Here is a 12096-nt window from a genome sequence, read left to right as displayed (position 1 = left end):
AATGACCGTTCGAGCGCGGTTCATCGCGAGACAGAGCCTAGCGCCGAGCTTGGCGTTTCTTTCTCTGGTCCATGAAATGCGCCTGACGCAGGTGCCGATCGGGCAGCGCTGGCTCTGGATCTGAAGCCTCTGGTTCCGGCGGGCTTTGTGATGGAGATGGATCCGGGAAGAACTTTCGCGCCTGATGCCGGATCGTCGGCACTTCATATAGTTCGGCGATTTGCACCGTGATGCCGAGCTCTTTTTCCAAAGCCGCCTGAAGAGAGATCAGGGCAAGGGAATTGCCGCCTGCTTCAAAAAACCCCTGCTCTACGTCAATGGCCGCGCGTCCCAGCACGCCTGCCCAAACCGCCATGAGGCGTGTCTCGGCCAGGCTCAGATCTTCGGTGCCTGCGTGAAGGACCCGCCGCTCCAGGCGCAGCTCTTTGCGATCAATCTTTCCATTCGGTGTCAGCGGCAGGGCCTCGAGCGCCACGAACCTCTCGGGCACCATGAAATGGGGAAGCCGCTCGGCCAGAGCTGCGCGCAGGGCATGTTCGTCGAACGGATCGGCGACGACATGTGCCGCAAGCACCTGAGTTTCGCCGAATTCGAAGACGCTGACGGCCGCTTCGCGCACCGAGGGCTGCCTGAGCAGCGCGGTCTCGATTTCCCCAAGCTCGATCCGATAGCCGCGCAGCTTGACCTGAGCGTCACGTCGTCCGTGGAATTCGATCAGCCCGTCGAGACGCGCGCGACCGATATCTCCGGTACGATACATGCGCTGACCGGGCAGGAAGGGACAGGGGACGAACTTTTCCTCTGTCAGGTCGGGACGCTGCCAATAGCCCTGAGCCAGCCCTTGGCCGGTCAGGCAGATCTCGCCACAGGCCCCGCGCGGGACCGGCCGCAATTGCGCATCCAGCAGATGAAGCTCGGTTCCGGCAATCGCTCGCCCAATGAGCCGATTGCTCCATAGCCCCGGACCAAACCGCATGCAGGTGCTATAGGTTGTGTCCTCCGAGGGGCCGTAAAGGTTTCTCACCTCGATCTCTTGCGCCCCCGCCGCGCGCCGGTCGGCGCTCTGTTGGGCCAGCGCCTCGACCACCCATTGCGGGATCGGCTCTCCGGCCATGTTCAGGACCGAAACCGGCGCGAAATCGACCTCGGCGCTCAACAATTCCCGCACCACCGAAGGCACGGTATTGACCAGAAGCCGGCCCAGCTCTTGATGGCGCAGAATGGCACGCAGCTCGATCGCAGATTCGACGACCCGGATCCTTTTGCCGACGCTCAGCGGGTAGAACATTTCAAAGATCGACAGATCGAAGCAGAGCGAGGTCGAAAAGATCGCAGTATCGAAAGCGCTTTCGTCAAATTCCTGAATGCACCACCACAGAAACGCACTGACCGCCCCATGAGAAATCATCGTGCCCTTCGGTCGTCCGGTCGAGCCCGAAGTATAGATCAGATAGGCCAGATCGTCCGGCGCGGGACGGGCAAGCTTGACGTCACCGCGGGCGAAGCGATCCGAGACCTTCAGGCGCAACCCGCTAAAATCATTCAGCAAAGCGTGGTCTTGCGTGCTCTCATCATAGATGATGGCGCTGGCCTGACTGTCCTTCAACATGTAACGGATCCGGTCCTCGGGATAGGCCGGATCGATCGGCACATAGGCCAGACCCGCGCGCAAAACCCCAAGCACGGCGGGAAGGATCATTCGCGAGCGCCGGACCAGAATCCCCACGATCCCCTGCACACCGCGGCGGGTCAGCTCGGCGGCAATTTCCTGACTGCGCGCCAGCAGTTCTGCGCGCGACATCTCGCCCTGTGCATCCGCCACCGCGATGGTCGGAGATTGATGAGCCAGATGGGCATCAATCCGATCAAACAGGTTCAGCGGATGGGCCGATTGCGGCGAGCCGACCGCGAGAAGCGCCGTCTCGGCAAGCGCGGGCCCCGCGATGGGACCGCGCTCTGTCCGGCCCCGGTGATCGAGCGCCAAAAGCGGCTGGGCGCTGTCCAGGAGCTGGCGGACGGTGCTGATGACGCCGTCCAGAACCTCCTCGATCGTCGCCTGACCATAGCGCTCGGGCGGGCAGCGCAGGCTGAGATCAAGCCCGCCCGAATGCCGGATGCAATCCATGCTGAATTCGAACTGCGACTGCTGCTGAGGCACGAAAACCGACCGCAACGACATGTCGTAAAGCGAGGTCCACCCCTCGTCGGAGCCGTCGAGCAGACCGGCCAGCGGGGCGCGGCCCGGCACGCGCAGGAAGTTGAAGGCGGCACCGACAATGGGCAGACTGGCGGAGCGCGCCCCAGCCGGAAGCTGCTGGACCAACAGCGAAAACGGATAGGCCTGCCGGGTGAGCGATTGGTTCAGCCGAAGATGGACGTCCTGAAGCCATGCCGAAGCGCCGATCTCCTTCGGCATTATCGCGACAAGCACGGGATTCACGGCATAGCCAACAAGATGCAGGGGCAGCGCACCGCCAGCGGCCATGACCGCGTCGGTCAAGACCGCGACATTGAGCCCGGCCTCCTCGGCGCGGGCACCGATCACAAGGCCGAATGCCCCCAGAAAGAGCGCCGCTGGCGAAATGCTGATCTGACGACAAAACGCCTCTATCTCGGCGCATTCCTCGGCGGCGATCCGATGCTGCGCGACACCCAATCCGGTCAGGTCGGGCCGCTGGCTGAGCTCGGTCTCATCGGCATGGAATTGCGGCGGCGGCAGCGCGACCTCGGCAGAGCCCGCCCATTGCGATGCCCAGAGATCGCGCTTCTCTGCCAACTGCCGGGCCTCCCAAGCGACATAGTCGCCGTAATCCGACGCTGGCAACCGGGGCTCTGGGCCCCCTCGCACCTGCCAGCGATAGTCCTGAAGCAATTGGTCGAGCGCAACCATGAGCGAGCGGGCATCAATGGCGACATGGTGAACGCCAAACATCAGGACCCAATGATCGGGCTCAAGCTCGATCAGATGCAGACGGACGGGACTGCCTCTCGTGACCTCGAAGGGCTGCGCCAAGAGCGCGCTCAAGCGGTGAGAAAGCGCGGCATCCGACATCGGACCCAGCCGATCGACGACGACCGGACAGCGCGCCGCGTCGCGGATGACCTGAACGATCTTGCCGCCGCGCAATGCATAGCCGGCCCGCAATGCCGAATGCCGAGCCAGCAAGCTATCCGCCGCTTTCTGCATCGCAGACAGGTCGATTGCTTCCGCGATCTCCAACGCAAAAGCCGTGTTATAGGCGCTGCCATCCGGTTCAAGAAGATGGAGGTGATAGAGCGCGGCCTGACCGTGGGATGTGGGGGTCACGCTGATTCCGCGTGCTTTCCGATCGTCGAGCAACTGCTTCAGTCGTGCCCGTGCCTCGGCCGGCATACTCGCCTGCTGCGTCAAACCGCACCTCCTCAACAACTCCGCAGGGGCCTGTTCGCGAACCTCGAAAACGCGCCCCGCATAAAATAATTATGATCTATACGTCTAATGCCGCCATTTAGCGCACCAGCCCCTCATGCTTTGCAATCCTCTTGCGTCAGCAGCGGCGGCAAGTTGCCGCTTGGTCAACTTGCCGCTGTCATCGCTGCGAATACGGGGAAATTCACATCGTTTCCGCAAGCGAGAGGTCTTAATTTTTTTACAATGATTTCAATAGATAGCCTGATTCAACGACAGGTCATCTCACTTGTGTGACACAGGCGAGAACTGGCCGGAGGCATGATCAGACCGTCGGTACGATTTCGGGTGGCCGCGGTTCACTCCAGCACCGGATGGTCCGGCGGCACAACCAAGAGGCCGGACCTCTGCAGAGCGATCCGCGCGAGAGTTGATTGGTGCGCCCAGCAAGCTGCCCAGCTCAGCGCAGCCATCGCCGCTGTCGCAGGCACGGCCTCGTGACAATCCCTCCTCCAGAGGCAACCACGCAAACAGCCGCGGGCCGTCCCAGGGAAAACCATCGCATGATTCAAAACTGACTGAGGAAGATCTGAAGCCAACCGCGCTCTTCGCGCTTGGAAGAGCCGTCATCTCACCCTTGGCCAAAGGGTGCTTCGCGAAGCAAACTCATTACCAAAACAATGCGCGCACCTATACAAGTATAGGTCGAGACCGATTGTTCCGGGCGATGCCAGAATCGTGAGATCGCGGAATGTGACTTGGGAGAATTACGGCAGGTTGGCCCAAGGCGATCATCGCCTCAAAGGCCCGTTCTGCGCAAATGAAAAGGCCCGCCGGAGTGGCGGGCCGCTTATCTGGCGAAGCTCAGAGAAGCTCGAGGTTCGAAGCCGAAGCGCGGCCGTCGCGGCCTTTTTCGAGCTCGAACGAGATTTTCTGGTTGTCGGCGAGGCCACGAAGACCAGCGCGCTCAACAGCCGAGATATGAACGAACACGTCCTGGCCGCCATTGTCGGGGGCGATGAAGCCGAAACCTTTGGTGGCGTTGAACCATTTCACGGTGCCAGTTGCCATCTTGATATTCCTTACGATTTTGCCGCTCACACTATGTAGCAACCTGACAAAGCTAAGACGGCGCTTGCCCGGTTAAGGATCGGCTCAAGATAGCAATGTGCCGACTGGCTAGCACAGAATCGAATTGCTGACCAGACGTTTTGCAGCAGATCGCTTCGGCAAATACGCTTGATTTGCGCAATTTCCCGCCTAAGTAGGGACTATGATAGAACTCAATTGGGGAAAACCCCTCGCATTCGATACCGCCCAAAGCGGCACTTCTTATACCATCTCTACGATTGAACAGGCGCAATATTGGCTTGAGGAAAAATGGCCGACGGCCGATTTGCCTCGCGATGCCGGTGTGCTCCGCGACAAAGCGCTATGCGCCGTCGAAGACGCCATGGCCTGTCTGATCCCGGTCGAAGAGGCCCGGATCGCCTTCTCCAAAGCCGCGCAACATGCAGGTTTCTGCAATCTGCGGCTTGCCTCGCGCTGAGCATTCTCAGCGCAGCGGGAACGACCGGTGCATGCGCGCCGCGTCGTGCACCTCGCCCAATCGGACATACAGTCCAATCGGGCCCGCCCGCCGTGCCGGTGATCTGACCCGGCACGCAACCCATCCGCTCTTTCCTCTTTGAAAAGACAACGCCCGGGCACAATCGCTTGCGCCCCGGTTCAGACGTGCCAAACTCTCCCGGCGCGTCCCATCCTGTCCGATTGACGCGCGCAGTCTCAGAACGATATGCTCGAATCAACATAAAGGGAAGAGTGTCATGAAAATCAGCGCCAGAAACGTGCTTGCGGGCACGGTGGTCGAGATCGTCACGGGGGCTGTCACCAGCCATGTCCGTCTCGATGTCGGCGGCACGATCGTCACCGCATCCATCACCAATGAAGCGGTTGCCGATCTCGGGCTGAAAGTCGGCGCGAAAGCCAGCGCCATCGTCAAGGCCTCTGACGTGATGGTCGGTGTCGATGGCTGAATCGGTTCCGGGCGATCTGCGCCCGCATGAAATCGCGGTCAACGCACCCCCTCGCTCGGATGCCGATCTCTGGTTCATCGGGTCGATCCATACACCATGGGTCGACCGCAAGACCTCCCCCAAGAAGGGCGACGCCAAGGACGGGCCGGTTTGCGAAATCCGGCTCGATCCTCTGTGGCGCGGGGCTCTGCTGGGGCTTGAAGGCAAAAGCCAGCTTCAGATCCTTTACTGGATGCATCAGGCGCGACGCGATGTCGTGCAGCAAAATCCCGATTTCGGAGATCGCGGCATCGGCACATTCGCCCTGCGCTCGCCGCTGCGCCCCAATCCGATCGCCTCATCCGTGGTGACGCTCGAGCGGATCGAGGGCACCAGCCTTTTCGTGCGCGGCCTTGACTGTATCGACGGCACCCCGCTCGTCGATATCAAGCCGATTTTCTGCTATGATGAACAGCCTGAAAGACACCCTGCCTGATGCGCTTCTTTCGTGATTTCTCTGCCGCGGCGCTGGTCGCGGCCTCTCTGTCCTTTGGCCCGGCCTTTGCCGAAACCGTCAAGGATGCGGCCGGTCGAGATATTTCGGTGCCCGCCGATGCCAGCCGGATCTATGCCGCAGGCCCGCCCGCCGATGTGCTGCTTTATGTGCTGAAGCCGCAGGCGATGCTCGGCTGGGTCCGTGCGGTCCCCGACAGCGGCAAGCAATATCTTGTGGCTGAGACCCGCGATCTGCCGGGTCTGGGCCGTCTGACCGGCAAGGGCGATACGCTGAACCTCGAGGGGCTGCTGGCCGCGAAAGCGCAGATGGTGCTCGATTACGGCAATATCAACGCGACCTATATCGACCTTGCGAAACGGGTCGAAGAGCAGACCGGCCTGCCCTATCTGCTGCTCGACGGCGCTTTCGCCAAAACGCCCGAGACTTTGCGCACGCTTGGCGCGGCGCTTGACGTGCCCGAGCGTGGCGAGACGCTGGCCGCCGAGGCCGAGGCGATCCTGAAAGACACCGATGCTCTGGTGGCCGGGATCCCGGAAGACAAGCGCCCGAAAGTCTATCTCGCCCGTGGCCCCGAGGGGCTGGAAAGCGCGGCCAAGGGCTCGATCCATTCCGAGATCATCGAGCGCGCGGGTGGCATCAACGTCGCCGAAGGCGATAGCAAGGGACCGATCACGGTCTCACCCGAGCAGCTGCAGAAATGGGCGCCCGAAGTCATCATCACGGTCGATGCCGATTTCGCCAAGAAAGCCGCCGAGATGCCAGAGCTGAAAGGCATTCCCGCGATCGAGAACCACAAGATCTATCTCGCCCCGCAAGTGCCCTTCGGCTTCATCGACGCGCCGCCCTCGGTCAACCGCCTGCTCGGTCTGCGCTGGCTGACCGCGAAGCTGCATCCCGAGCTGGCCGAGGCCGGGCTCAAGGATGATGTGCGCGATTTCTATCAGCTCTTCTATCAAAGCGAGCTGAGCGAGGATCAGCTGAAAGACCTGCTGGGTGAGTGACAAAAGCTGGACCCTGCCCCTCGGGCTGGTCCTGCTTGGCGTTCTCCTTCTCGGCATCGCGCTTGGTCCCTATCCGCTGAGCCCGGCTCAGATCTGGACCGAGCTCACCCGTCAGGGCACCGGCGGGACCGAAACCACGGTCTTCTGGAACATCCGCCTGCCCCGCGTGCTGGCCGCCGCCTTGACCGGGGCGGCCTTGGCCGCAGCCGGGGCAGCCTATCAGACCGCCTTCCGCAACCCGCTGGTTTCCCCGGATATTCTTGGCGTTTCGGCGGGCGCGGGCTTTGGCGCGGTGCTGGGCATCTATCTGGGCCTGCCGGTCCTGATGATCCAGCTTTTGGGCTTTGGCACCGGGCTGGTCACCGTGCTTTTGGTGGTCGGGCTCTCGCTCGCGCTCGGGGGCGGGGTTCTGGTTATGGTGCTCTGCGGCATTGCGCTTGGCGCGCTTGCGGGGGCCGGGATCTCGCTGATCAAACTACTGGCCGATACCGAAAACCAACTGCCCGCCATAACCTTCTGGCTGATGGGTAGCCTTGCCGGGGCCAAGCGCGGCGATGTGCTGGCGGCGGCGCCCGCGATCCTGCTGGGACTGGTGCCGCTGATCCTTTTGCGCTGGCGCATCGGCCTGTTGGCGCTTGGCGATGACGAGGCGAAATCTCTGGGCGTTCATGCCGGGCGGCTGCGCGCGATTGTCGTGGCCTCTGCCACGCTGATGACGGCGGCGGCGGTGTCGATGGCCGGAGTGATCGGCTGGGTCGGGCTGATGGTGCCGCATATGCTGCGTCTGCTGACCGGGCCGCGTTTTGACCGGCTTTTGCCCGCGACCATTCTGGGCGGCGCGGCCTTCATGGTGCTGGTCGATTGCGGTGCGCGGATGCTCGCGCGGCAGGAAATCCCGCTTGGCCTGCTGACCGCCGTTCTCGGCGCGCCGATTTTCATCCTGCTGCTCGCGCGCAGCGGCACCGGCTGGAGATCCTGATGCTGCTCGAAGCCCATGCGCTGGCGATTGGCCACCGTGACAAGACGCTCTTCACCGGGCTTGATCTCTGGCTGGGCGCGGGCGAGGTCTTGTGCCTGCTTGGCCCGAATGGCGTGGGCAAGACCACGCTTTTCCGCACGCTTCTGGGGCTTTTGCCCGCGCGCGGCGGGGCGCTTCACCTCGAAGGCCGCCCGCTTGGCGCGCTGGCCCGGCGCGAGATTGCGCGCGCCATCGCCTATGTGCCGCAGGCCCAGACCCTGCCCTTTGCCTTCACCGCCCGCGATATCGTCCTGATGGGCCGCGCGGCGACCTTACCGCTCTTTGCCACCCCCGGCCCTGCCGCCGAGCGCGAGGCCGATGCGGCGCTCGACCGGCTGGGGATCGGCGATCTTGGTCCGCGCGACATGTCGCGGCTGTCGGGCGGGCAGCAGCAGATGGTGCTGATCGCGCGGGCCGTGGCGCAAGGCGCGCGGGCGCTGGTGATGGACGAGCCGACCGCGAGCCTTGATCTTGCCAACCGCAAGCGCATCGACGATCTGATCCGCAATCTCGCCCGCGACGGCAAGGGCGTGGTGCTTTCGACCCATGACCCGGATCAGGCGGCGGCTCTGGCGGATCGGGTGATCTTGCTGGGCCGCAGCGGTCTGGTCGCCAGCGGCCCCGCGCATGAGGTGATGACCGCCGAAAACCTCTCGGCGCTTTACGGCACCAGGATCCGGCGCGAGGCGCTGTCGGACGGCGCGCTGCATTTCCGTCCGGACTAGCGCCCGCGCGGCGCGCCTTCAGGCGTCGTGGCGCAGATGGATCAGCGGGTAAGCGCGCCCCTGCCCGTCCAGCGCCGAGCGCCCGGTCTCGACAAAGCCGAGATGCAGATAAAAGCCGAGCGCCTGCTGGTTCTGGGCATTGACCTCGGTTTCAAGGCGCGGGTGCAGGCCGAGCGCATGTTCGACCAAAGCCCGGCCGACGCCCTGACCGCGCTGATCGGGATCGAGGAAAAGCGCCTCCATCCGACCGCCGTCCAGTAGCATGAAGCCAAGCGGGCGATCCGAAGCGTCCGCCGCGACGATCAACGGCGCCTCGGGCAGAAAGGCCGCAACCTCGGCGCCGATTGCGGCGCGGTCGGCGGGGGTCAAAAAATCATGGGTGGCATCGACCGAGCGCGCCCAAAGCGCAACCAGCGCCGGGCCTTCGCCGGAATGGGCGGGGCGGATGTGCAAAGCGTGTTTTTCCATGCGCGCTCTTTGCGCGATTGCGGCGCGTCGGGCAATCCCAAGCTGAGTTTAACGCTGTTCATCCATCCTCGGCGGAAAGTCGCTGTTGCGACACATCACGATATGCTTAATCGTGCATAGCGATTCTCGCTTGCGCCCTTCGCGCTCTGCGGGAACCACACAAGAGACAGGGAAAAAGATGTCATTGCTGCAAAGACTTGCCTTGGCGGGCTGTGTTCTGCCGGGACTGATGGGAACTTGGGCTTTCGCCGAGGACGCGGCCGACCGCGCCGACAATCGCTCTTTCACACTCGGCACGATCGTGATCAACGCGACAGCCGACGAAAGCACCGCCGCCGGGACGACCTCGACGGTCAAGGCCGATGAGATCCTCGCGAACAACCGCCAGACCCTCGACGATGCGCTGAAAACCCAGCCGGGTGTCAGCGTCGGCAACTCGGGCGGCAGCCGCAACGAGCGGCTGATCTTTGTGCGTGGCTTTGACCGTCTTCAGGTGCCGCTCTCGATCGACGGCATCCGCGTCTATCTGCCGGCCGACAACCGTCTGGACTTCGGTCGTTTCCTGACCCCCGATTTGGCCGAGATCCAGATCCAGAAGGGCTATGTCTCGGTTCTGAACGGTCCGGGCGCGATGGGCGGGGCCGTCAACCTCGTGACCCGCACGCCGACGAAACCCTTCGAGGGCGAGGCGCGTCTGGGCGTCGAGGCTGGCAATCGCGGCGATGTCACCGCGAAAAGCGCGTTCCTGTCGTTCGGCACCAAGCAGGACCAGTTCTATGCAACCGGCAGCTATATGTGGCGCGACAGCGACGGCTATTACCTGTCGAAAGACTTCAAACCGACGCCCAATCAGGGCTCGGGCAAGCGCAACTATGCCGACACCAAGGACACGCGCCTGAACCTCAAGGTGGGCTATACCCCCAATGCGACCGATGAATATGTCCTGAGCTACACCCGGCAGACCGGCGCGAAAAACGCGCCCTATAACGTCGAGCAGCCGATCCGCGGCATCACGCCCTCGCCGCTGCCGCCGGGCCAATCCTATCAGCGCGACTGGAGCTGGCCGACCTGGAACATCGAAAGCCTCGCCTTCTATTCGAACACGACTTTCGCCGAGAGCGGCTATTTCAAGACGAAGCTTTACTACAACCGCTTCGACAACGTCCTGAAAGCTTACGACGACTACACCCACACGACCCAGATCGAGCGGCGCGCGTTCAACAGCACCTATAAGGACGACGCCTACGGTCTGAGCCTTGAGGTTGGCGGCGAGGTCGCGGCGCAAAACACGCTGCGCGCGGCGCTGCATTATCGTCGCGACAAGCATGACGACACGCAGCTTTCGCAGCCCGGCGTGAATGATCGGCCCGATCCGACCAAGCGCAGCAAGGAAGAGACCTGGTCGCTTGCGGTCGAGGACACCTGGCACGCCAGCGACCGTCTGACGATCATCGGCGGTCTGAGCTACGACACCGCGAAGGTGATCGAGGCCAGCCGCACCGCGACCGAATATGGCTGGCCGACCGGCAGCACCCATGCGCTCAACTGGCAGGTCGCGGCGCTTTATGCGACCGATATCGGCGATGTCCATGCCAGCGTCTCGTCGCGCACCCGCTTCCCGACGCTCTTCAACCGCTATTCGACGCGGTTCGGCACTGCGGTTCCGAACCCCGATCTGAAGGCGGAACGCGCGATCACGGCAGAGCTCGGCTATAATGGCGATCTCGGCCCGGTGGCAGTGGAGGCCGCGATCTTCCACAGCAAGATCGAGGACATGATCCAGTCGGTCTATGTCGGCACCGATCTGACCCAGAGCCAGAACGTCGGCGACGGCAAGATCTCGGGTCTCGAATTCGCGGCGAGCTATGAGATCTCGCCGGTTCTCGCGATCAGCAGTAATTATACCTATACCCACCGCAAGATCACCGATCCGGTCCGCGACGGTCTGCGCGCGACCGATGTGCCGCTGCACGCGGCCAATCTGCGGCTTGACTGGAAGGCGCAGGACAATCTGACGATCTCGCCCTCGATCGAATTCGCCAGCTCGCGCTGGACCGACAGCGCGATCCAGTCGCCCGATCCGACCCAGGTGTCTTACACCAAAGCGTCGGGCTTTGGCCTGCTCAACCTCGATGCACGCTGGCAGGTCACCGAGACCGCAGAGCTCGCTTTCGGCCTGCGCAACCTCCTCGACAAGAACTACCAGCTCGTCGACGGCTATCCCGAGGCTGGCCGCTCGTTGTTCCTGACCACGCGCCTGACCTTCTGAGCCAAGCGTCAAATGAGCGAAGGGGCCTGGAAAGGCCCCTTTTTTCCTGAACCAATCCAAGCATCTTGCGTTCACCCTGCACGCGGCCCGCCCACAGGGCCCCTTGGTTCAGGAGTGATTGATGTCCACCGAACGCAAAGTTGCCGTCCTCGTCGGAAGTCTGCGCAAAGGCTCGTTCAGCCGTAAACTTGCCCATGCCCTGACCGAACTCGCCCCCAAAAACCTGCATTTCAGCTTCGTCGAGATCGGCGATCTGCCGCTTTACAACGAAGATCTCGAAGCCGATGTGCCCGCCGCCTGGGCGCGGCTGCGGCGCGAGATCAAAGGCGCGGAGGCGGTCATGTTCGTGACGCCCGAATATAACCGCTCGGTCCCGGCCTCGATCAAGAACGCGCTGGATGTCGGCTCGCGCCCCTATGGCCAAAGCGTCTGGGACGGCAAGCCCGCGCTGGTGGTCTCGGGCTCGGGCGGTGGCATTGGCGGCTTTGGCGCGAACCACCATCTGCGCCAATCTCTGGTCTTCCTGAACATGCCCGTCTTGCAGCAGCCCGAGGCCTATATCGGCGGCTTCAACGACCTGTTTGACGATCAGGGCAAGGTCAAGAACGAAGGCACGCAGGGCTTTCTCAGCAAGATCATGCAGGCCTATGGCGATTGGGTCGCAAAGATCCTTGGCTGAGAGTTTATGGGGCGCA

The 12096-nt window shown here is 62.8% G+C and carries 11 protein-coding genes; 8 read left to right on the top strand and 3 right to left on the bottom strand.

All coding sequences use genetic code 11. From position 1 onward, the window contains the following. Positions 1-37: 37 nt before the first annotated feature. Together JCM7686_RS04845 and JCM7686_RS04840 are read right to left on the bottom strand one after the other, a co-directional pair. Positions 38-3307: a non-ribosomal peptide synthetase gene (locus JCM7686_RS04845; RefSeq protein WP_158442338.1), complete on the bottom strand. Its 3270-nt coding sequence runs from the start codon at positions 3305-3307 to the stop codon at positions 38-40. 945 nt (positions 3308-4252) lie between these two features. Beyond that, positions 4253-4459: a cold-shock protein gene (locus JCM7686_RS04840; protein ID WP_020949744.1), complete on the bottom strand. Its 207-nt coding sequence runs from the start codon at positions 4457-4459 to the stop codon at positions 4253-4255. Positions 4460-4661: 202 nt separating this feature from the next. On the opposite strand from JCM7686_RS04840, the gene JCM7686_RS04835 reads away from it, so the two are divergent. The 6 genes from JCM7686_RS04835 (at position 4662) to JCM7686_RS04810 (ending at position 8664) form a co-directional block, all read left to right on the top strand. Continuing rightward, positions 4662-4937 carry a DUF982 domain-containing protein gene (locus JCM7686_RS04835; RefSeq protein ID WP_020949743.1) on the top strand — a complete coding sequence of 92 codons (276 nt, stop codon included), beginning with the start codon at positions 4662-4664 and terminating at the stop codon, positions 4935-4937. A gap of 277 nt (positions 4938-5214) precedes the next feature. Further along, positions 5215-5424, top strand: coding sequence for a TOBE domain-containing protein (locus tag JCM7686_RS04830; RefSeq protein WP_020949742.1), 210 nt, complete (start codon positions 5215-5217; stop codon positions 5422-5424). Next, complete coding sequence (locus JCM7686_RS04825) at positions 5417-5899, top strand: SAM-dependent methyltransferase (RefSeq protein ID WP_020949741.1); 483 nt, start codon at positions 5417-5419, stop codon at positions 5897-5899. Before JCM7686_RS04830 ends, JCM7686_RS04825 begins: the two co-directional genes overlap by 8 nt. Continuing rightward, entirely contained in the window at positions 5899-6921 is a 1023-nt protein-coding gene (locus tag JCM7686_RS04820) for an ABC transporter substrate-binding protein (protein WP_020949740.1), read from the top strand. The genes JCM7686_RS04825 and JCM7686_RS04820 overlap by 1 nt, the downstream gene beginning before the upstream one ends. Continuing rightward, the gene (locus JCM7686_RS04815; RefSeq protein ID WP_020949739.1) at positions 6914-7900 is read left to right on the top strand and encodes a FecCD family ABC transporter permease; all 987 of its coding nucleotides are present in this window, start codon (positions 6914-6916) and stop codon (positions 7898-7900) included. The genes JCM7686_RS04820 and JCM7686_RS04815 overlap by 8 nt, the downstream gene beginning before the upstream one ends. After that, positions 7900-8664 (top strand): ABC transporter ATP-binding protein, encoded by a 765-nt coding sequence (locus JCM7686_RS04810; protein ID WP_020949738.1) that lies wholly within the window; start codon positions 7900-7902, stop codon positions 8662-8664. Before JCM7686_RS04815 ends, JCM7686_RS04810 begins: the two co-directional genes overlap by 1 nt. A gap of 18 nt (positions 8665-8682) precedes the next feature. Here the strand turns inward: JCM7686_RS04810 and JCM7686_RS04805 are convergent, their stop codons facing one another. After that, positions 8683-9132: an acetyltransferase gene (locus JCM7686_RS04805; RefSeq protein WP_020949737.1), complete on the bottom strand. Its 450-nt coding sequence runs from the start codon at positions 9130-9132 to the stop codon at positions 8683-8685. A gap of 178 nt (positions 9133-9310) precedes the next feature. Between JCM7686_RS04805 and JCM7686_RS04800 the strand changes: the two genes are divergently transcribed. Together JCM7686_RS04800 and JCM7686_RS04795 are read left to right on the top strand one after the other, a co-directional pair. After that, entirely contained in the window at positions 9311-11401 is a 2091-nt protein-coding gene (locus JCM7686_RS04800) for a TonB-dependent receptor plug domain-containing protein (protein WP_020949736.1), read from the top strand. Positions 11402-11522: 121 nt separating this feature from the next. Continuing rightward, entirely contained in the window at positions 11523-12080 is a 558-nt protein-coding gene (locus JCM7686_RS04795) for an NADPH-dependent FMN reductase (protein ID WP_020949735.1), read from the top strand. Positions 12081-12096 lie beyond the last annotated feature (16 nt).

This window comes from Paracoccus aminophilus JCM 7686 (assembly GCF_000444995.1).
In the GTDB taxonomy this organism is placed as follows: domain Bacteria; phylum Pseudomonadota; class Alphaproteobacteria; order Rhodobacterales; family Rhodobacteraceae; genus Paracoccus; species Paracoccus aminophilus.
The sequence above is the reverse complement of the archived record's forward strand: the minus strand, read 5'-3'. Positions and strand labels throughout refer to the sequence as shown.